The sequence below is a fragment of the Nonomuraea turkmeniaca genome, from assembly GCF_005889735.1.
In the GTDB taxonomy this organism is placed as follows: Bacteria; Actinomycetota; Actinomycetes; order Streptosporangiales; family Streptosporangiaceae; genus Nonomuraea; species Nonomuraea turkmeniaca.
In genome coordinates this window covers 1-20,154 of record NZ_VCKY01000195.1, presented here as the reverse complement: position 1 = coordinate 20,154, position 20,154 = coordinate 1, and the positions used below count along the sequence as shown (strand labels likewise).

Here is a 20,154-nt window from a genome sequence, read left to right as displayed (position 1 = left end):
AGATGTGTATAAGAGACAGCCCCCACTCCGACGCCGACCCGCACTCCCACTCCCACACCCACCGCCACGCAGAGTGACGGCACGCTGCAGATCCTCACCTACCGCGGCTACGCCGAGTACGGCGGCGTCAGCCCCAAGGTCAACTGGGTGGGCTCGTTCGAGAAGGAGACCGGCTGCCGGATCGCCAAGCTCGACACCGTGCAGACCGCCGAGGAGATGGCCGGCAAGCTCAAGGAGCGTCCTTACGACCTCGTCTCCGCCGGGCCCGTGCTGGCCGGCGACCTCATCGCGGCCAAGCAGGTGCAGCCCATCGACCCGGCCAAGGTCAGCGGCTGGGAGGACATCGACGAGCGTTTCCGCGACATGCTGACGGTCCCGGACTCGGGCACGTCGGACAAGGTCTACGGGGTGCCCTACCTGTGGGGATACCACGAGTTCATCTACGACTCGACCAAGGTCAGGGGCGATCTGAAGGAGGCGCTCTCCTCCGAGCGGACGGCGCTGAAGGACAGCCCGCTGACGATCGCCGACGCCGCCCTGGCCGCCGGGGACGGCGAGAAGCCGTTCGAGCTGAGCAAGGACCGGCTCGACCAGGCGATGGCGCTGCTGGAGGCGGCGAAGGAGCGGACCTACTGGACGAGCCCCATCGATCTGGTCAAGGGCTTCGCCACCGGTTCGCTGGATTACGCCCAGGCCACTCCTTACTACCGCCTGCTGCTGCAGAAGGCCGGCAAGCCGGTCAAGACCCTGCACACGCGCGAGACCACCGGATGGGTCGACTCCTGGATGCTCGGCGCCGGCGTGCCCGACACCACCTGCGCCTACCGGTGGCTGAACTGGGTGACCGCGCCCAACGCGCAGCGCGACGCCGCCGCGTGGGTGGGGCTGGCGCCGGCCAACGACAAGGCGTGCAAGGGGCGGGCCAAGGCCATTTGCGACGTGTACGAGGCCGGCAAGCCCAAGCGCATCGACCGTGTGGCGTTCGCCGTGCGGCCGCCCGGGGGTTGCCGTGCGCAGGACGGGGAATGCACTGACTATGCCGCCTGGTCCGATCGGTGGCAGCTACTCGTCAAGTGAGCCAAGGGGGCTGTCGATCCCCACGTGATCCCGCCACGGGCCCGCCCTCATTCCCCCCGCTGGGTGCGGCCCGCGGAGACGCCCCGGGCCTTCCCCCTTCCCGGGGCGTCTCGCTGCCGAGATCGCATCATCGGGAGGGGAACGCCACCACCGTCGCCATCGGCGCAGGCAGCAGGGCCTCGGCGCAGTCGCCGCAGGCCAGCACCGCGGCGTCGTCGGGCAGTCGCCCTACGCGCACGCGCGGCCGCGGCCACCTCTTGTGGCAGACGACACAAGCATCGCCCTCGCGCTGGGCCCAGGTCAGGCCCTCAGGGTCGAACGTCAACATATTCCGCGCCGTTCTTGTCGGACCCCAGTTCATCACGTTTCCAGAAGCCCTCGCCCATCCGTATGTCGGATCCGTTATAACCCTGACCGAGGCCGCGAGCGCCTAGCTGAGCGTCAAGTCAGGGTGAATTCTCTACCCGGGCGGCGGGCGTTACACCAACAAAATCGGGCATCCAGCCGCAAGCTGGATGCCCGATATCTGGGGGTTTCTAGAGTTCGGCGATGGCCTTCTCCAGGATGCCGAGGCCCTCCTCGAGCAGGTGCTCGGGGATCACCAGCGGGGGCAGGAAACGCAGCACGTTGCCGTACGTGCCGGCCGTCAGCACCAACAGGCCCTCGGCGTGGCAGCGCTTGACGATCTCCTGCACGGCGGTCGGGTTCGGCTCCTTGGTGCCGGGCTCGACCAGCTCGATCGCGATCATCGCGCCCCGGCCGCGGACGTCGCCGATGACGTCGAAGCGCTCCTGCAACGCCTTGAGCCTGGGGAGCATGATCTCGCCGATGCGCTGGGCCCTGGCGACCAGGTCCTCTTCCTCGATGGTCTCCAGCACGCCGAGCGCGGCCTCACAGGCGAGCGGGTTGCCGCCGTACGTGCCGCCGAGCCCGCCCACGTGCACCTTGTCCAGGATCTCCGCCCGGCCGGTCACCGCGGCCAGTGGCAGGCCGCCCGCGATGCCCTTGGCCGTGGTGATGATGTCCGGCACCACGCCCTCGTCCTCGCACGCGAAGAGCGTGCCGGTCCTGGCGAAGCCGGTCTGCACCTCGTCGGCCACGAACACGATCCCGTTCTGCCGGCAGAAGTCGGCGATGCGCGGCAGGAAACCCTTCGCCGGCACGATGAAACCGCCCTCGCCGGCGATCGGCTCGATCACCACGGCCGCCACGTTCTCGGCGCCGATCTGCTTGGTGATCATGTCGATGGCCTGCGCGGCGGCCTCCTCGGCGCAGTTCTCCGCGCCGCTCGGCCACCGGAACGGGTACGCCAGCGGCACCCGGTAGACCTCCGGCGCGAACGGCCCGAAGCGGTGCTTGTACGGCATGTTCTTGGCCGTCAGCGTCATCGTGAGCAGCGTGCGGCCGTGGTATCCGTGGTCGAACACGACCACGGCCGGCCGGCCGGTGGCGTGGCGGGCGATCTTGACCGCGTTCTCCACGGCCTCGGCGCCGGAGTTCACCAGGAACGTGCGCTTCTCGTGGTCGCCCGGCGTCAGCTCGTTCAGCTTCTCGCACACCCGGACGTACGACTCGTACGGGGTCACCATGAAACAGGTGTGGGTGAACTCGGCGACCTGCCGCTGGACCCGTTCGACGACCTTAGGCGCGGCGTTGCCGACGTTCGTCACGGCGATGCCCGAGCCGAAGTCGATCAGCGAGTTCCCGTCGGCGTCCTCCACCACGCCGCCGCCGGCGCGGGTGACGAAGACCGGCAGGGTGGTGCCGATGCCGGGCGGGACGGCGGCCTGCTTGCGGGCCAGCAGCTCCTGGGACTTGGGGCCGGGGATCGCGGTCACGACGCGCCGCTCCTGGGGAATGCTCATGGCTTCGACGCTACGGCTGCCTCCTACCTGCGCCGATACGTCGATATGTCACACTAGAGGTGGTCTTCTTTGCCGGAATGGACAAACTCTCGATGCCGCCTACGCTCCAGACCGTGATCCGCCGCATGGGTCTGCGGCCTCTGGCCGGTCCGACGTCGTCGAACGCGGTGGTGCGGTGGGTGGCGGTCAGCGAGCTCGCGGACCCGACGCCGTACCTGGAGGGTGACGAGCTGCTGCTCACGACGGGAATGCGGCTGGAAGCCGATATTTCTGGATATGTCGCCCGGCTCGTGGCCCGCGGCGTCGCGGGGCTCGGCTTCGGCGTCGGCGTCTCGCACGAGGAGATCCCCGCCGCCCTCATCGAGGCGGCAGACCAGGCCGGGCTGCCGCTGCTGGAGGTGCCGCGGGAGACGCCGTTCATCGCGATCGGCAAGGCGGTCAGCGAGCTGCTGGCCGCCGAGCAGTACGAGGAGATCACCCGCGCCTTCGCCGCCCAGGGCCGCCTGACGCGGGCGGCCCTGCGGCCGGAAGGCATGCACGCGGTCATCGACCGGCTGGCCAAGGAGGTCGGCGGCTGGGCGGCATTGCTCGACGAGACCGGCGAGGTGCTCCACGCGACGCGCGGCGCCGACACGGACGCCGTCACCACCGAACTCCTACGCCTCCGCCCGAGTTCTCCGCGTCTGCCGGGACGGGCCGCGACCCGGCGTCCGCCCCGCCGACCAGACCGGGGGAGGAGGCGCGGTGGCCCGCGGAAAGGGTTCGGATGCCGGCGAGCCTGGCGCTGTCGGGGCCGGGGGAGCACATCGTGGTGCAGCCGCTGGGCGGCGGAGCACGGCCGCGCGGCTTCTTCGCCGTCGGGGCCGAGCAGCCGTTCTCACCCGTCACCCACACCGTGATCAACGCCGCCGGATCCCTGCTCACGCTCGCGGTGGAACAGGGCAGAACCAACCTGGCCGCCGAGCGCCGCACTCGCTCGGCCGTGCTGGAGCTGTTGCTGGCCGGGGCGGCGGACCAGGCCCGCGCCGTGCTGGGCCGGCTCGGCGGCCGGCTGCCCCAAGCGCCGCTCCTGGTCCTCGCGACGGACGCCGACGCCCTCGACACGCTGGAGACGCATGCCTTCTCGGCGCTCATCGAGGCCACGGACACCGGTGCGGGCCCGCACACACGGCGGCGCACCGCGAAGGCGATGGCCGTCGCTCTGATGCCCGAGCACGCCGCGGACATGGTGGCCCTGGAGGTGGACGGGCCGGTGGGCGTCAGCCTGCGATCCGGTCACGACCCGGCGGCGTTGCGCGGCGCGCTCGACCAGGCGAGGCGCGCCTTGGACGCGGCCAGGAGCCGCCAGACGGCGGGGACAGGGAAGCCGGAGGCCGCGAGGCGGGGCGGCGCCCGGCGGATCGGCAGGGGCCGCGTGGTGAGGTTCGGCGAGCTGGCCGGGCAGGGCCTGCTCGGCCTGCTCGACCCGTCAGCAGCCCAGGCGTTCTCGGCCGCGCTCCTGGCCCCCCTCACCGAGTACGGCTCCCGCGGTGACCTGGTCGAGTCGCTCCGCGCGTACCTGGACTGCAACGGCCACTGGGACGCGGCCGCACAGCGCCTCGGCGTGCACCGGCACACGCTGCGCTACCGCATGAAACGCGTCGCCGAGCTGCTCGACCGCGACCTCGACGACCCGGGCGTGCGCGCCGAGCTGTGGCTGGCGCTCCAAGCCGCCGCTGCTCCCCGCTGAGCCCGCATCGTCACCCGGTCAGGGCCCGGCGCGTTACGGCTTCTCCACCAGGTAGCAGCAGATGGTCGCCGTGGTGACCGCCTCGTAGGTGCGCCCATCCCGCAGGTGCCCGGCGCGTTCCAAGCTGATGGCCCCGTGCGCCGCCGCCCACAGCGCATCGGCGATCTTCCGGGGCTGGGTCGGCACGAGGTACCCCGCCGAGATGCAGTCGGCGATCACTCGATCGAGGATGTTCAGCGCCGCCCGCGCCAGGGTCCTGGCACGTTCGCTGGGTTCGAAGCCGGGGATGGCCCGCTCGAACATCAGGCTGTAGTAGCCGGGCTCGGCCAGGCACGCCTGACGGTACGCCAGCCCGAGCGCGTGCAGGTGCTCCAACGGGTTCCGCCGCGCCGGCACCGCCTCCAGGAGGCGGCGGAAGCGCTCGAACCCCTCCAGATAGAGCGCCTCCGCCAAGCCCTCTCTATTGCCGAACATCGTGTAGATGACGGTCGTCGTACAGCCCGCCTCGGCGGCGATCCTGCGCATGGTCAGGCTGTCGGGACCGTCCGTTTCGAGCAGATTGACCGCCACGTCCAGGAGGCGGGAACGGAGTTCGTCGTGGCTGGCGCGCTCACCCAGGAGGTAGGCGCCTTGCAGCCCCAGAGGCGCCGAGGTCATGAGACCTCCTTCGTGGCCAAGGACCTCTGTGTCCTTGTGACCTCACGCTGTTCGGTCACGGGGCCCACGCCTTTCTCAGATCGGGGGCCCACCGCGCTGGAGACCCGCACCGGATGACTTAGCCATGCCGGAGAACCCTCAAACCACTCCGCATGGTAAACATCCCGAATTAGGTCTACTTCTGTTACATCATGGGTATACCCAGGAGCTTGTACTTAACGGTGAGCGCTGGTGAGGCTCTTGTGCATCGTGGTGTAATTCCCCGATCCTAGGCTTGGCATAACGTCGAGGTATGGACGTGCGTACCTTCTGGCTGGCCGGCCGCCCCGCGACCGGGGACACCGAGCTCACTGTGACCAACCCCCACGACGGCCGGGCGGTCGGCAGGCATTCCGTGCCGACCGATGCCCAGGTCGAGGAGGCCGTCGCGGCCGCCCACGCGGTGGCGCGGCAGGCCGCCGCCCTGCCCGTGCACGTACGGGCCGAGGCCTTGGCCCATGTCTCGCGCCGCCTCGCGGAGCGGGCCGAGGAGATCGCCGACCTCATTACGGCGGAGAACGGCAAACCGATCTTCTGGGCGCGCGGCGAGGTCAGCCGCGCCGTCGCCACGTTCCGCTTCGCGGCGGAGGAGGCCCGCCGCTGGTCGGGCGGCGTGCAGCGGCTCGACACCGAGCCGGCCGCGACGGGGCGCCTGGCGTACGTGTCGCGCGTGCCGCACGGTCCCGTGCTGGCGATCACCCCGTTCAACTTCCCCCTGAACCTGGTCGCCCACAAGGTCGCCCCCGCCATCGCCGTCGGCGCGCCGGTCGTCGTCAAGCCCGCCCCCGCCACGCCGCTGTCGGCGCTGCTGCTCGGCGAGATCCTGGCCGAGACCGACCTGCCCCCGGGGATGTTCTCGGTGCTGCCCGTCGAGAACGAGCGCGCCTCCGCACTGGTCCTCGACCCGCGCCTGCCCGTGGTGTCGTTCACGGGCTCCGCGCCCGTCGGGTACGCCATCGCCGACCAGGTCCCGCGGAAGCACGTCACCCTCGAACTGGGCGGCAACGCGGCCGCCGTCGTCCTGGCCGACGCCGACCTCGACTGGGCCGCCCAGCGCATCGCCCTGTACTCCAACTACCAGGCCGGCCAGAGCTGCATCGCCGTGCAGCGTGTGATCGTCGAGCAGCCCGTCTACGACGCCTTCGTCGAGCGCCTCGTCCCCGCCGTGGCCGGCCTCGTCACCGGCGACCCCGCCGACGAGAAGACCCAGGTGGGCCCGCTCGTCTCGGAGCACGCCGCCGAACGGGTCGAGCAGTGGGTCCAGGAGGCCGTCGCGGCCGGGGCCAAGGTCCTGGCGGGTGGCACCCGGGAAGGGGCCACCATCGCGCCGACGGTCCTGACCGACGTGCCGCACGACGCGAAGGTCGCCTGCGAGGAGGTCTTCGGCCCCGTCATGATCCTTCAGCCGGCCGCCTCGGTCGGCGAGGCGTACGCGATGGTCAACGACTCCAAGTACGGCCTCCAGGCCGGAGTGTTCACGCGCTCGCTGGACGCCGCGTTCCAGGCGAACCGGGAGCTGGAGGTGGGCGGCGTCATCATCGGCGACGTGCCGTCGTACCGGGCCGACCAGATGCCTTATGGCGGGGTGAAGGACTCGGGCATCGGGCGCGAGGGACTGCACTCGGCCATGGAGGACCTGACGTACGAGAAGGTCATGGTGCTGACCGGCCTCACGCTCTAGCCGGAGCTCCTCGATCGGGTCGCGGGCGCTCGCTCTCATGGGCGGCGCCCGCGAGCCCGTCACGATCGTGCCTGCGGCGCCGGCGGACGCGCCCGCGAGGCGAAGGTTCGGTCAGCCGACCGTGACGACGGGGCCGGAGGTGTCGTCGTCGAGATCGACCTCGACGCCCATCTCCTCGGCCAGCCGCAGCGCCTCCTCGATCAGCGTCTCCACGATCTGCGACTCCGGCACGGTCTTGATGACCTCGCCCTTGACGAAGATCTGCCCCTTGCCGTTGCCCGAAGCCACCCCCAGGTCCGCCTCACGGGCCTCGCCGGGGCCGTTGACCACGCAGCCCATCACGGCCACCCGGAGCGGGACCTTCAGCCCCTCCAGGCCGGCCTGGACCTGGTCGGCCAGGGTGTAGACGTCCACCTGGGCGCGGCCGCACGAAGGGCAGGAGACGATCTCCAGGCCGCGTTCGCGCAGCCCGAGCGACTCCAGGATCTGGGCGCCGACCTTGACCTCCTCGACAGGGGGCGCGGAGAGCGAGACGCGGATCGTGTCACCGATGCCCTCGGCCAGCAGCGCGCCGAAGGCCACGGCGGACTTGATCGTGCCCTGGAAGGTCGGCCCGGCCTCCGTGACGCCCAAGTGCAGCGGGTAGTCGCACTTGGCGGCCAGCAGCCGGTACGCGTTGATCATGACGACCGGGTCGTTGTGCTTGACCGAGATCTTGATGTCCCTGAACCCGTGCTCCTCGAACAGGGAGCACTCCCACAGCGCCGACTCGACCAGGGCCTCGGGGGTGGCCTTGCCGTACTTCTGGAGCAGGCGGGGGTCGAGGGAGCCGGCGTTGACGCCGATCCGGATGGGGACACCGTGGTCGGCGGCAGCGCGGGCGATCTCGCCCACCTTGTCGTCGAATTTCTTGATGTTTCCGGGGTTGACCCGGACGGCCGCGCAGCCCGCCTCGATGGCGGCGAACACGTACTTCGGCTGGAAATGGATGTCGGCGATGACCGGGATCTGCGACTTCTTCGCAATGATCGGCAGCGCGTCGGCGTCGTCCTGGGAGGGGACGGCCACGCGGACGATCTGGCAGCCTGACGCCGTCAGCTCCGCGATCTGCTGCAACGTGGCGTTGACGTCGGCGGTCACCGTCGTCGTCATCGACTGCACCGAGACGGGCGCGTCGCCGCCCACGGGCACGCTGCCGACCATGATCTGCCGGGAGTGCCGGCGTTCGGCGAGCGGCTTGGGGCGGACGGTCGGGATGCCGAGAGCTACGGAAGTCATTTCAACCCTTACTGTGACGACGGTTTCAAGTCTATGTAGCTAGCGCGACTGCCCGGCTGTGAGTTCGGCCGCACGCGCACGGGCCCAGGCGTCGGCCGCGAGCACCTCCTCCACCGAGTCCGCCGGTGTCACGGCGTGCTCCTCGACGACCTTGGCGACGGTGTCGACGATCGCCAGGAAGGGCAGCTCGCCCCGCGTGAACGCCTCCAAGCAGGCCTCGTTGGCCGCGTTGTAGACGGCGGGCGCGGTGCCGCCCTCGGCGCCGACGTGCCGGGCCAGCGCCACCGCCGGGAACGCCACGTCATCCAGCGGCTCGAACGTCCACGTGTGCGCCTTGCTCCAGTCGATGGCCCGGGCCGCGCCGGGCACGCGGTGCGGGTGGCCGAGCGCGAGCGCGATCGGCAGGCGCATGTCGGGCGGGCTGGCCTGGGCCATGGTCGAGCCGTCCACGTATTCGACCATGGAGTGGATGATCGACTGCGGGTGCACCACCACCTCGATCCGGTCGAAGTCCAGGTCGAACAGCAGGTGCGCCTCGATCACCTCCAGGCCCTTGTTGACCAGCGTCGCCGAGTTGATCGTGATCACCGGCCCCATGGACCAGGTGGGGTGGGCCAGCGCCATCTCGGGGGTGACGTCGGTCATCTCCTCGCGCCTCATGCCGCGGAACGGCCCGCCGCTGGCGGTCACCACGAGCCGCTTGACGCTGTCCGGGTCGTACGCGCCGGGCCCCGAGGCCCACAGGCACTGCTGCAGCGCCGAGTGCTCGGAGTCGACCGGCAGCAGCTGACCGGGCTTGGCCAGCCGCTTCACCAGTGGCCCGCCGATGATGAGGGACTCCTTGTTGGCCAGGGCGAGCGTCCTGCCCGCCTCGAGCGCGACGAGCGTGGAGGTGAGCCCGAGCGCGCCGGTGATGCCGTTGAGCACGGTGTCGCACGGCCACGCCGCCACCTGCGCGACCCCTTCGTGGCCGCCGAACACCTCGGGCCGGGCGCCGTGCGCGGCCAGCGCCTCCTTCAGCGCGGGCACGGCCGCCTCGTCCGCCACCGCCACCGCATCGACGCCGAACTCGGCGGCCTGCCTGGCCAGCAACTCGACACGGCCGCCCCCGGCGGCCAGCGCCGTGACCTTGAAGCGGCCAGGGTCGGCGGCCATGACGTCGAGGGCCTGGGTGCCGACCGAACCGGTGGAGCCGAGCAGGACGACGGAGCGGAGGGTCTCTGCATGCACGTGTCCATTGTCCCCGCTGCCGGGGGCGGCCGCGCACCGGGTGGCGGACGTACCGAAATTCCCGTACTTATGTGACGCGAGATAACAGAGTAGATTTACGTCGGAATATTGCTATATCGGTATGCGCGAATCTTGAGAAATCTGGATATTGCGGCGGCTACCTTCCAACCTCAGGTCCGGTTTCGGGAGGTACGTAATGCACCGCAGATTCGCCCTTCTTTCCACCCTCGTCCTCACCGCGGGAAGCGCCGCCCTGCTCCCCGCGACAGGGGCGCAGGCTCACGTCCACATGCGGCCGAAGCCGGCCCAGCACGCGGCCGCGGATTCGGTGTCCGAGCAGCGGCAGGTCCTCGGGTACTGGACCGAGCAGAAGATGGAGTCGGCCGAGCCGCTGGCCGCGCCGGGTCCCAAGAAGGGCATGAAGCTCGCCACGGCGGACGGGGGCAACCCGTGGTCGGCGGCGCCCACCAAGGAGCCCGCCAGCGCGTCCGCCGGTGGCCAGGCGTTGCAGGCGGCCAGGAGCGGAGGTGAGCCATGGACCGGCGGCGGCGCGGTCGTGAAGACCACCGGCCGGATCTTCTTCACCACGCAGGGCCGCAACGCCTCGTGCTCGGGATCGGCGGTGACCAGCGCCAACAGGAGCGTGGTGATCACCGCAGGTCACTGCGTGAAGTTGAACGGGGCCTTCCACACCAACTGGGTCTTCGTGCCGGGCTACGACAAGGGCGCTCGCCCCTTCGGCACCTGGGCCGCCACGAAGTTGCTGACCACGCAGCAGTGGAACGCCAGGGAGGACGTCAACTTCGACATGGCCGCCGCCGTGGTGGCGCCGCTCGGCGGCAAGACGCTGGTCGACGTCGTGGGCGGCCAGGGCGTGGCGTTCAACCAGCAGAGACGCCAGCAGATGTACTCTTTCGGCTACCCGGCCGCGGCCCCGTACGACGGCTCGAAGCTCGTCTACTGCAGCGGCCGCACCTTCGACGACTTCCTGATGTCCGACGACCTGGGCTTGACCTGTAATATGACAGGCGGTTCGAGCGGCGGTCCGTGGATGCAGAGTTTCAGCGAGTCCACCGGCCTCGGCACCGTTAATTCGGTCAACAGCTTCAAATACAACTTCGCCCCCAACTGGATGTTCGGCCCCTATTTCGGGAACGAAGCCCAAGCGGTCTACCAAGCTGCGCAAACTACCGGCGCACTCTGAAGAATTTACCGAAAGTAGTCACAAGAACACACGTTGTGGTGCACACTCGGGGGGCATGACCCTGAGCACCCCCATGCTGGTGGCCGCCCCGCTCCTGGCGGGGTTGATGGGACCCGCGCTCCTCGGTGCGGCTCCCGGCACACGGCAGGCCGACGGACCTGTGACCACGCCCGTCCACACCACTGAGCGGACCCGGGTGGTCGAGCACGTGGCCGCCCGCACCGCCGCGGAGCAGCAGCGCGTGCTCGAGTACTGGACGCCGCAACGCATGGCCAAGGCCCTGCCGATCGACCTGCTCGACATCGTGACGGACGGCGAGCGCCTGCTGGACGGCGAGCGCCTGCTGGACGGGCTGCCCGGCGGGGCGGCACTCAGCAGGTCCGCGCAGCAACTGGTCGACGTGGACGCCGCCGCCAAGATCGGGGACAAGAGGGTCGGCCTGGCCCAGCGTGTCCCGCGGGAGGCCCCGCTCGTCCTCCCGCGGACGGCCGCCTCCAAGCTGCCCATGCCGAGCCGCCAAGCGGCGGCCAAGCCGGACGCGACCACGATCGGCGCGCGCTGGAACACCGGCGGCGCCGTGGCCAGGACCACGGGGCGCGTGTTCATGACCGTGGGCGGCGCCGACTTCGTCTGCTCGGCCAGCACGATCAGGAGCGCCAACAAGGACGTCGTGGTCACCGCCGGCCACTGCGTCAAGGACGGCGCCGGCGAGTGGGCCGCGAACTGGACGTTCGTCCCCGGTTACGGGGCCCGCGGCGAGCACCCGTACGGCCGGTACGCCGCCCGCCGCATGTTCGTCGCCGAGCCGTGGTCGCGCGAGGCGAACGACGACTACGACGTCGCCATGGTGGCGCTGGCCACGTCGGGCGGCCGGCACGTCGCCGACGTGGTGGGCGCCCAGGAGATCTCCTTCAACGCGCCGCGGGGCGGGCAGGCGTTCGGCTTCGGCTATCCCGCCGACCCCCCGTACAACGGTGGCCATCTCGTCTACTGCGCGGGCCGGCTGAAGGACGATCCGCACGGCCAGACCCGTGACCAGGGCCTCGGCTGCGACATGACGGCGGGCTCGAGCGGCGGGCCGTGGCTGACCGGGTTCGACGTCTCCACCGGCAAGGGCACGATCACGTCGCTGAGCAGCTTCAAGTACAGCGACGACCGGCGCACCATGTACGGCCCGTACCTGGGCGACGCCGCCAAGACCCTCTTCACCGCGGCGCAACGGGCATAGGACGGCGGCTACGCGCTGCCATGATCCTATTACAGAATGGCAAGCATTTCCCCATACCCAGCGTCATGAGGCGGTCGCACACGGGAGTATCGCAAGGCCTATGACGTGGGAAGGGGGCTGGGTGAAGCGGGTAATGGGGGTTGTCGCCGGTATCGCGGTGCTCGTCGCCGGGGTCGCTGTCGCCGGCGGCGGGGCGCCGGCGGGCGCCGCAGCGAAGGCGCCGGTGTCCTGGGGGACTTGTCCGGCGGTGGCGGGGAAAGCGGTGAATGCGAATGTCGAGTGCGCCACGGTACGGGTGCCGCTCGACTACCGCCAGCCGTGGGGCCACTCGATCAAGGTGGCGATCAACAGGATCAAGGCCAAGGTGTCGCGTGACGCCAACCACCTCGGCACGCTCCTGATCAACCCGGGCGGCCCGGGCGCGTCCGGGCGGGACCTGGCCGAGTACGTCGCCGCCACGCTGCCGGCCAAGGTGAGCGAGCGTTACGACGTCGTGGGGTTCGACCCGCGCGGCGTCGGCGCCAGCGAGCCCTCGCTGCACTGCGTGGACCCGGAGGTCTACTACCAGGCCCCGAGACCGGACGCCGTCCCGCGGACACGGGACGAGGAGCGGGTGCTGCTGAACAGGGCCGCCGAGTACGCCACCCGCTGCGGCCACTTCTGGTCCTGGATGTTGCCGCATCTGACCACCGAGAACTCGGCCAGGGACATGGACACGATCCGCGCGGCCCTCGGCGAGGAGAAGATCAGCTATCTGGGCTTCTCGTACGGCACCTACCTGGGCGCCGTCTACGCCACGCTCTTCCCGCACAGGGTCAAGCGCCTCGTCATGGACAGCAACGTGGACCCGACCGGTGTCTGGTACAGGTCGAACCTGACGCAGGACCAGTCCTTCGAACGCCGGCACCGGCAGTTCCTCGGCTGGACGGCCAGGCATCATTCCACGTACAAGCTGGGCACCACGCTCAAGCAGACGTCGTTCGCCTACTACGCGATGCGCGACCGGCTGCGGACCCGCCCGGCGGGAGGCGTCGTGGGCCCGAGCGAGCTCGACGACACCTTCACTTTCGCCGGGTACAGCGACCGGGTGTGGCCCCAGTTCGCACAGGCGTGGTCGTCGTACGTACGGGAGGGCGACGTCCAGGGCTTGCTCGACATCTACACCAAGCACGGCAAGAACGACGCCGCCGACGAGAACGGCTACGCCGTCTACCTCGGCGTCCAGTGCAGGGACGCCAGGTGGCCGCGCACCTGGGACACGTGGCGGGCCGACATGACCAGGATGCATCGGCAGGCGCCATTCCTGACCTGGCCGAACGCCTGGTTCAACGCGCCCTGCGCCTTCTGGCCGGTGGCGGGTGGCACACCGGTCCAGGTGCACGGTTCACCGAAGTTGCCGCCCATCCTCATGCTCCAGTCCCGTAGTGACGCCGCGACCCCCTATGAGGGGGCCCTGCGGATGCGCAAGCTCTTCCCCAGCGCCCGCATGGTGGTCGACAAGGGCGGCAACCACGGGGTGTCGCTGGCCGGCAACCAGTGCGTGGACCGGCATCTGGCCGCGTACCTGAGAGACGGGTCCGTGCCCGCGCGTGATGCGGTCTGCGACTCGCTGCCCCAGCCGCGCCCGGCCGCCGCCGCCCGCATGGCGGCGGAGCCACCGGCTCAGCGCCACGACCTCCTGGGGGTGCTCGTCGGGTTGCTTGGAGCACGATGACGTCAAGAAAGGGTTACCGTGAGCATCGCGTGATGAGCTAATCGGTGACCCTTCGCGTAGTCTGACCATGTGATGCTGCGTACATCGGCGTCGCGCGTGCTTGACGACAGCGACCGTGACGAGGTTCTCGCCCTGCTGGACTCCGATCCGGTCGCCAACGTCTTCGTCTCCTCCAGGGTGCGGGCCGTCGGACTTAATCCGGCGCGGCTCGGCGGGCAGATGTGGGGATTCGGGCCGCGCGGTGGCCTTGTGTCACTCTGCTACGCGGGGGCCAACATGGTGCCGGTCAGCGCCGGTCCCGAGGCTGTGCACGCGTTCGCTGACCGTGCCCGCAAGCAGGGGCGGCGCTGTTCGTCCATCGTGGGTCCGGTGGACGCGGTCTCCCTGCTCTGGGAGCGGCTCGAGCCGTACTGGGGGCGGGCCCGCGCGATCCGCTGGGCACAGCCGGTCATGGCGACCTCGCGCAGGCCGCCGGTGCCCGCCGACCCGCTCGTGCGGCGGGTGCGGCCGGAGGAGTTCGACATCCTGCTGCCGGCGTGCGTGGCGATGTTCACCGAAGAGGTCGGCGTCTCACCCAACCTCGGCGACGGCGGCGCCCTCTACCGCACCCGCGTCGCCGAGCTGATCAGGATCGGCCGGTCCTACGCCCGCATCGACAACGGGAAGGTCGTGTTCAAGGCCGAGGTCGGGGCGGTCACGCCACAGGCCTGCCAGATCCAGGGCGTGTGGGTGGACCCGGAGCTGCGCGGCAGAGGGCACGCGGTGGCGGGCATGGCCGCCGTGGTCGAGGCCGCGATGGAGTGCTTCGCTCCCGTGGTGACCCTCTACGTCAACGACTACAACCGCTCGGCGCGGGCCGTCTACCGCAAGGTCGGCTTCGTCGAAGTGGACACCTTCATGTCCGTGCTGTTCTAAAGCCGGACGAGCTTGTCGAACAACCTTGCCAGCTCCGTGCCCGGGTCCGCGGTGAGACCCGCGTGCACCGGGCCCGTCTGCACGATCGTGCTGCGGGGCGCCGTCAACCAGCGGAACCTGCCGCCCAGCGGCTCCGACTCCAACGGTCCTGGAGCATCGCCGCAGGCCAGCTCGTACGCGCTGAGCGCCCGGCGCACCGCGTCCACGTCGGCCGTCGGGTCGAGGGCACGCAGCCGGACCGGATCGAGCTCGACCCGCGCGCACAGGTAGCCGCGCGGCTGGCAGTAGAGCAGCACGCCCGCGTTGATCTGCTCGCCCCGCTCCACCCTGGGGATCACGCGGATGACGGCGTACTCGTACACGTCCCTGGTCACCGGCCGCCTCCCCGCCAGAACTCGCCGACGGACCCCGGTCCGGACCGCCGCGGGGCCCGCTCCTCGCCGCGTATCAGCCACTCGCGCGGCCCGTGCGCCCGCCGCAACAGATGATCGACGTACGCCTCCCGCACCGCCTGGGGGTCGCCGAACCCCTGCTCGCCGTCCAGCCACTCGTCGGGCACCAGAGCCGTCACGGTCTCCAGCAGCTCGCGCGTGATCTTCCCCGCCAGGTCCGCGCCCGCGGCCGTCACGTCGCCGGCGAACGGCGCGAGCACGTGGTCACCCGCGTCGAACGGGCGCTGCGGATCCGCCGTGGGCCAGTTGTGATGGAACCAGAGAGACGCGCCGTGGTCGATCAGCCAGGTGTCGCGGTGCCAGACCAGCAGGTTGGGGTTGCGCCAGCTGCGGTCGATGTTGTGGATGAGGCCGTCGAACCACACCACCCGCGCCGCGAAAACCGGGTCCGCCACCCACGCCAGCGGCTCGAACCCCAGGGCGCCCGGCAGGAAGTCCACCGCCAGGTTGAGTCCGGTGCTGGCCTTGAGCAGGTCCTGGACCTCCTCGTCCGGCTCGCGGATGCCGAGTTGGGGGTCCAGGTCGATGAGCTTGAGCTCGGGGGTCTTGAGTCCTAGCCTGCGGGCCAGCTCGCCCGCGATGATCTCGGCGACCAGCACCCGGCGGCCCTGGCCCGCCTCGCGGAACTTCACGACGTACGTGCCCAGGTCATCGGCCTCGACGACACCGGGCAACGACCCGCCCTCCCGCAGCGGGGTCACATAACGGGTGGCTGCGATCTCATCCAGCACGAGACGAGGCTACCGCCCATGCGCCCCACCGTCCTCCCAGGCCCTCTTGCCCACCCCATCCCGCGTCAACCGGTGGGGCGTGGGGCGAAGGGATGTTCCCGTGACGCCTCGACCGCGGCGAAGGCGTAGTCGAGCATGCGGCGCTCATAGCTCGCCTTGGCGTCCCCGACCAGCGTGACGGCCGGCTCGTCCCACGGCTCCACCCGCTGCGCCGAGTAGACCTGCAGCGCGAACGTCGCTTCGACGTCCGCCTCCCGCACGATGCGCTGGACGCCCTCGTGCCAGCCCCGCACCGTCTCCATGGCGAGCCGGTGCAGCTCGGCGGGTGGCATGCCGTCGGGCCGGGGGCGGGGGCTTCCCGCCGGATCAGAGCTTGGCGATGACCTCCTCGGCGAAGCGTTCCATGGTGGCGATCTTGAGCTCGAGCGTGCCCTCCCCGTACCGTGCCTTCTCCTCCGGGGTGGCCAGCCACCACGGGGCGGCCAGGGTGCCGGTCACGCCCTTGGCGGCGAAGCGGCGGTAGACGTCCGCGTCCGGGAGCACGGCCAGCGGCGCGATGATGTCGAACGGCCCGGTCCTGCCGTTCTCGTCGAGATGCCGCCGCAGCGTGTCGAGCACGGGGTCGAGCTGCTCCTCCGTGTAGATGCGGTTGCCGATCCAGCCGTCGCCCGCCCGGGCCGCCCGCCGCAGGGCCGCCTCGCTGTCGCCGCCCACGTACACCGGGATGCGCTGAGACGGGGTCGGCGAGATCGACAGGGGCGGGAGGCCGTCCAGGGCGACCGTCTCGCCCGCCCAGAGCGAGCGCAGCACCGGCAGCATGGCGTCCAGCCGCCGCCCCCGCGTGTGGAAGTCCTGACCGGTGGCGACGAACTCCTCCTTGCACCACCCCACGCCCACCCCGAATGTCACCCGGTCCTGCGACAACACCGCCGCCGTCGACACCTGCTTGGCCACGGTGAACAGGTCGCGGACGGGGGCGATGTAGACGTTCGGCGAGAAACGCAGGGACGTGGTGACGGCGGCCATCGCGCCGACCGTCACCCACACGTCGGGCCAGTGTGTCGTGGCGTCCCAGCGCGGCTTGCCCGACCGCGAGTAGGGGTACGGCGTGGCGAAGTCGGCGTAGAACAGGTGGTCCGAGAGCGTCAGCGTGTCGAACCCGCACCGCTCGGCCGCCCGCGCCAGCTCCACGAACTGATCGGCGTCGACGAACGAGGCCCCCAGCCAGATCTTCATCGGAACTCCGGCGCGACCTTGGTGGCGAACAGTTCCAGGTTGCGCTTGACCGTGTCGAGCGGCAGCACGCCCTGCTGCCCCTGCATGTAGAGCCCGAACCACTCCAGGTCGGGCATCCGGTCCAGCATGCGCTGGATGCCGCGCTTGACGTCGTCCGGCGTGCCGAACAGCGCCATCTCCACGTCGTTCATGCGCTTGGCGTCGCCCTTCTCCGGGGAGATGGGCTTGTGCTTCTCGTCCTCCTTCTTCCGCAGCACCTCCAGATAGCCGAAGGGGCCGAAGAAGGCGGCGAAGTCCTTGGGGATGCTGCGGCCGAAGGTGTTGATCGCCTGCTCGGTGGTGTCCGCGATCCCGACGATCTTCAGGATGCCGGTGTGCTCGCCCAGCTTGTAGTGGCGGCCCTGCTTGGCGGACTCCTCCTGGTACAGCTTGGCCTTGGCGGCGTGGTCGTCGGGATTGGGGGTGAACATCCACGGCAGGATGTTCTCCTGGGCGGCCCTGATGACCGACCGGTCCGAGATCGTGAACGGCTGCCACAGCTCCGGATGGGGATTCTGGTACGGCCTGGGGCAGACGGAGACGGCCTGCACCTTTCCGTCCTCGGAGAGCTCGCCGGGCGCGCCGAACGTTCGCGTCCATTCAACGGCCGGCCACCCCTCGATGCCCTCGTACGGATAGGGCACCTGGTAGTCGAGCACGTCCGACTTGTAGCGCAGGGTCTCCTCGGTCCACGCCAGCTTCATGATCTTCAGCACCTCGCCGAACACGTCAAAGTTCCGCGTGTCGGAGGCGGAGCCGTCCGAGCGGGCGGCGGCCGCGTGCCAGCGCTGGCCCAGGACGTTCATCCAGCGGTTCTGGTAACCCCGGGCCACGCCCAGCCGCAGCCTTCCTTTGGAGAACTGGTCGAGCAGCGCCACGTCTTCGGCCGCCCTGATCGGGTCCCACGCGGGCAGCACCAGGCCGAGCGGCGCGAGCAGGATCCGCTCGGTGCGCGCGGCGAGGTCGGTGAGGAACATCAGGGGATTGACCGAGAACTCCATGCCCTCGGAGTGGAAGTGGTGCTCGGTCATCATCAGCGCGTCGAACCCGAGCTGGTCGGCGTGGACGGCGATCTCCCGGACCTCGTGCAGCAGCTTCTGGTACGACTCCGTGTCCCGCCCGATGGGGCGCTTGGCCTTGGCGTTCTCCTCTGCCGCGTATCCAGAGCCTGGAATCTGCGGATTCAGGAAGATGGAAAACTTCACCGGGGACCTCTTTCCGCGGACGGTTCCTTCGCAAGGTACTCTGGAAATCTTAGCCGAGCAATCGCTTGGTTAACTACGAGGAGGCCGCATGAGACTGGGTGTCACGATGTTCGCCACCGACACGTCCATGCCGATCGCGGAGTTGGCCAGGGCCGCGGAGGAACGCGGCTTCGACTCCCTCTACGTGCCGGAACACACCCACATCCCGGTCTCGCGCCGCACGCCGCCCGCCGCCGGTCAGGACGAGCTGCCGGAGGAGTACAAGCGCACGCTCGACCCCCTCGTCGCCCTCTCCTTCGCCGCCGCCGCGACCCGCCGGTTGCGCGTGGGCACCGGCATCCTGCTCGCCGCCCAGCGCGACCCCATCGTCACGGCCAAGGCCATCGCCACGCTCGACCACCTGTCCGGCGGGCGCGTCGTGGTCGGCGTCGGCTTCGGCTGGAACGTCGAGGAGATCGAGAACCACGGCGTCCCGTACGGCCGCCGCCGCGAGGTCGCCCGGCGCAACGTTCTGGCCATGCAGGCGCTCTGGCGTGACGACGTGGCCGCGTTCGACGGCTTCGAGCCGTCCTGGTGCTGGCCGAAGCCGCAGAACGGCCCGCCCGTGTACGTGGGCGGCGCCGCGGGGCCGAAGTTGTTCGCCCACGTCGCCGAGTACGCCAAAGGCTGGATGCCGATCGGCGGCTCCGGCATCAGGGCGGCGCTGCCGGTGCTGCGCGAGGCGTGCGAGAAGGCGGAGCGGCCGATGGCCGAGGTGATCCCGTTCGGGACCCGTCCGACCAGGGAGAAGCTCGACTATTTCGCCGGGCTCGGCATCGAGGAGGCGGTGGCCACCCTGCCCAGCGGCCCGGCCGACACGGTGTTGCCAATCCTCGATGATTATGCGCGGCTGATCTAACCCCCGGCATAATGCCGCAGTATGTCCGAGCTACGAGCCGATGACCCGCGTCAGCTGGGGTCGTACCGGGTGTCGCGCAGGCTCGGCCAGGGCGGCCAGGGTGTCGTCTACCTCGGCCATTCGCCGCAGGGGGCGCAGGTCGCGATCAAGCTGCTGCACGCCAGCCTGTCCGACGATCCCGCCGTGCGCCGCCGCTTCCTGGGAGAGGTGGAGGCGGTGCGCAGGGTGGCGGCGTTCTGCACGGCCCAGCTGCTCGACGCCGACCTCGAAGGGGACCGGCCCTACCTGGTCAGCGAGTACGTCGAGGGGCCGTCGCTCCAGCAACACGTGCTCGCCAAGGGGCCGCGGCTGGGGGGCTCCCTGGACCGCCTGGCCATCGGCACCGCCACCGCGCTGGGCGCCATCCACCGGGCCGGGGTCGTGCACCGGGACTTCAAGCCGGGCAACGTGCTGCTGGGGCTCGACGGGCCGCGGGTGATCGACTTCGGGGTGTCCCGGCTGGTCAACACCACCACCGTGACGACCAGCCAGATCCCCGTCGGGACGCCGGCGTACCTGCCGCCCGAGCGCATCAAGGGCGAGACCGCCGGTCCGGCCGCCGACCTGTGGGCGTGGGCGCTGACCGTCGCGTATACCGCGACCGGGCGGCACTCGTACACGGCGGACACCTATCAGGAGGTCCTGGCCAGGATCCTGTACGGGAAGCCGGCCCTGGGGCCGCTGAGCGGGCGGCTGCGCGAGATCGTGGAGGCGTGCCTGGCGCCCGAGCCGGGGGATCGGCCGGATGCCGAGGAAGTGCTGCGCTGGCTGCTGGGGCAGGACGCGGCGGGCGACGACGTGCTGTCGTCGGGCGCGATGGCCGCCCTGGGCCCGCAGTCCGGTGGGACCACGGACCCGGACCCGACGACCAGCTTTCCCGTGGTCACCCGGCCCGACGCGCAGAAGGAGGCCAGGCGGCGCCCGCGGACCTGGCAGG

The 20,154-nt window shown here is 70.4% G+C and carries 19 protein-coding genes; 10 read left to right on the top strand and 9 right to left on the bottom strand.

The features are described from left to right. Positions 1 to 147 precede the first annotated feature (147 nt). Positions 148 to 1,077, top strand: coding sequence for an extracellular solute-binding protein (locus ETD86_RS39990; protein WP_170223503.1), 930 nt, complete (start codon positions 148 to 150; stop codon positions 1,075 to 1,077). 536 nt (positions 1,078 to 1,613) lie between these two features. Here the strand turns inward: ETD86_RS39990 and gabT are convergent. After that, on the bottom strand, positions 1,614 to 2,942 hold the full coding sequence (gabT, locus tag ETD86_RS39980; protein ID WP_138671837.1) for a 4-aminobutyrate--2-oxoglutarate transaminase: 1,329 nt from the start codon (positions 2,940 to 2,942) through the stop codon (positions 1,614 to 1,616). 113 nt (positions 2,943 to 3,055) lie between these two features. On the opposite strand from gabT, the gene ETD86_RS59755 reads away from it, so the two are divergent. Beyond that, positions 3,056 to 3,841, top strand: a complete 786-nt coding sequence (locus tag ETD86_RS59755) for a PucR family transcriptional regulator ligand-binding domain-containing protein (protein ID WP_342779342.1) — start codon at positions 3,056 to 3,058, stop codon at positions 3,839 to 3,841. 290 nt (positions 3,842 to 4,131) lie between these two features. Then, a complete protein-coding gene (locus ETD86_RS59750; RefSeq protein WP_342779343.1) occupies positions 4,132 to 4,671 on the top strand; it encodes a PucR family transcriptional regulator in 540 nt (179 codons plus the stop codon). 33 nt (positions 4,672 to 4,704) lie between these two features. Here ETD86_RS59750 and ETD86_RS39970 read toward each other — a convergent pair whose 3' ends face one another. After that, positions 4,705 to 5,328, bottom strand: a complete 624-nt coding sequence (locus tag ETD86_RS39970; protein ID WP_138671836.1) for a TetR/AcrR family transcriptional regulator — start codon at positions 5,326 to 5,328, stop codon at positions 4,705 to 4,707. Between the two features lie 292 nt (positions 5,329 to 5,620). Between ETD86_RS39970 and ETD86_RS39965 the strand changes: the two genes are divergently transcribed. After that, the gene (locus ETD86_RS39965) at positions 5,621 to 7,048 is read left to right on the top strand and encodes an aldehyde dehydrogenase family protein (protein ID WP_138671835.1); all 1,428 of its coding nucleotides are present in this window, start codon (positions 5,621 to 5,623) and stop codon (positions 7,046 to 7,048) included. A 111-nt stretch (positions 7,049 to 7,159) separates the two neighbouring features. Here the strand turns inward: ETD86_RS39965 and ispG are convergent, their stop codons facing one another. Together ispG and dxr are read right to left on the bottom strand one after the other, a co-directional pair. Continuing rightward, positions 7,160 to 8,326, bottom strand: coding sequence for a flavodoxin-dependent (E)-4-hydroxy-3-methylbut-2-enyl-diphosphate synthase (ispG, locus tag ETD86_RS39960; protein ID WP_138671834.1), 1,167 nt, complete (start codon positions 8,324 to 8,326; stop codon positions 7,160 to 7,162). Positions 8,327 to 8,365: 39 nt separating this feature from the next. Continuing rightward, on the bottom strand, positions 8,366 to 9,556 hold the full coding sequence (dxr, locus tag ETD86_RS39955; RefSeq protein WP_138671833.1) for a 1-deoxy-D-xylulose-5-phosphate reductoisomerase: 1,191 nt from the start codon (positions 9,554 to 9,556) through the stop codon (positions 8,366 to 8,368). Between the two features lie 196 nt (positions 9,557 to 9,752). Here dxr and ETD86_RS39950 point away from each other — a divergent pair, with 196 nt between their 5' ends. From ETD86_RS39950 to ETD86_RS39935, 4 genes are all read left to right on the top strand, one after another. Continuing rightward, positions 9,753 to 10,760 carry a trypsin-like serine peptidase gene (locus ETD86_RS39950; RefSeq protein WP_138671832.1) on the top strand — a complete coding sequence of 336 codons (1,008 nt, stop codon included), beginning with the start codon at positions 9,753 to 9,755 and terminating at the stop codon, positions 10,758 to 10,760. A gap of 55 nt (positions 10,761 to 10,815) precedes the next feature. Further along, positions 10,816 to 11,988: a trypsin-like serine peptidase gene (locus tag ETD86_RS39945; protein ID WP_246148977.1), complete on the top strand. Its 1,173-nt coding sequence runs from the start codon at positions 10,816 to 10,818 to the stop codon at positions 11,986 to 11,988. A gap of 121 nt (positions 11,989 to 12,109) precedes the next feature. Then, on the top strand, positions 12,110 to 13,702 hold the full coding sequence (locus ETD86_RS39940; RefSeq protein WP_246148974.1) for an alpha/beta hydrolase: 1,593 nt from the start codon (positions 12,110 to 12,112) through the stop codon (positions 13,700 to 13,702). 72 nt (positions 13,703 to 13,774) lie between these two features. Then, positions 13,775 to 14,617 (top strand): GNAT family N-acetyltransferase, encoded by an 843-nt coding sequence (locus ETD86_RS39935; protein WP_138671840.1) that lies wholly within the window; start codon positions 13,775 to 13,777, stop codon positions 14,615 to 14,617. Here the strand turns inward: ETD86_RS39935 and ETD86_RS39930 are convergent. The 5 genes from ETD86_RS39930 to ETD86_RS39910 form a co-directional block, all read right to left on the bottom strand. Continuing rightward, on the bottom strand, positions 14,614 to 14,991 hold the full coding sequence (locus ETD86_RS39930) for a DUF3037 domain-containing protein (protein ID WP_211370615.1): 378 nt from the start codon (positions 14,989 to 14,991) through the stop codon (positions 14,614 to 14,616). The genes ETD86_RS39935 and ETD86_RS39930 overlap by 4 nt on opposite strands. Continuing rightward, the gene (locus ETD86_RS39925; protein ID WP_138671830.1) at positions 14,988 to 15,800 is read right to left on the bottom strand and encodes a HipA family kinase; all 813 of its coding nucleotides are present in this window, start codon (positions 15,798 to 15,800) and stop codon (positions 14,988 to 14,990) included. Before ETD86_RS39925 ends, ETD86_RS39930 begins: the two co-directional genes overlap by 4 nt. Before the next feature lie 65 nt (positions 15,801 to 15,865). After that, complete coding sequence (locus tag ETD86_RS39920) at positions 15,866 to 16,132, bottom strand: hypothetical protein (protein WP_138671829.1); 267 nt, start codon at positions 16,130 to 16,132, stop codon at positions 15,866 to 15,868. Between the two features lie 34 nt (positions 16,133 to 16,166). Continuing rightward, a complete protein-coding gene (locus ETD86_RS39915) occupies positions 16,167 to 17,036 on the bottom strand; it encodes a TIGR03619 family F420-dependent LLM class oxidoreductase (protein WP_138671828.1) in 870 nt (289 codons plus the stop codon). Next, positions 17,033 to 18,280, bottom strand: a complete 1,248-nt coding sequence (locus ETD86_RS39910) for an LLM class flavin-dependent oxidoreductase (RefSeq protein WP_138671827.1) — start codon at positions 18,278 to 18,280, stop codon at positions 17,033 to 17,035. The genes ETD86_RS39915 and ETD86_RS39910 overlap by 4 nt, the downstream gene beginning before the upstream one ends. A gap of 88 nt (positions 18,281 to 18,368) precedes the next feature. Between ETD86_RS39910 and ETD86_RS39905 the strand changes: the two genes are divergently transcribed. After that, the gene (locus ETD86_RS39905) at positions 18,369 to 19,178 is read left to right on the top strand and encodes a TIGR03619 family F420-dependent LLM class oxidoreductase (RefSeq protein ID WP_138671826.1); all 810 of its coding nucleotides are present in this window, start codon (positions 18,369 to 18,371) and stop codon (positions 19,176 to 19,178) included. A 21-nt stretch (positions 19,179 to 19,199) separates the two neighbouring features. After that, positions 19,200 to 20,154: serine/threonine-protein kinase (locus ETD86_RS39900; protein ID WP_138671825.1), on the top strand; the 955-nt coding region annotated here is incomplete at its 3' end.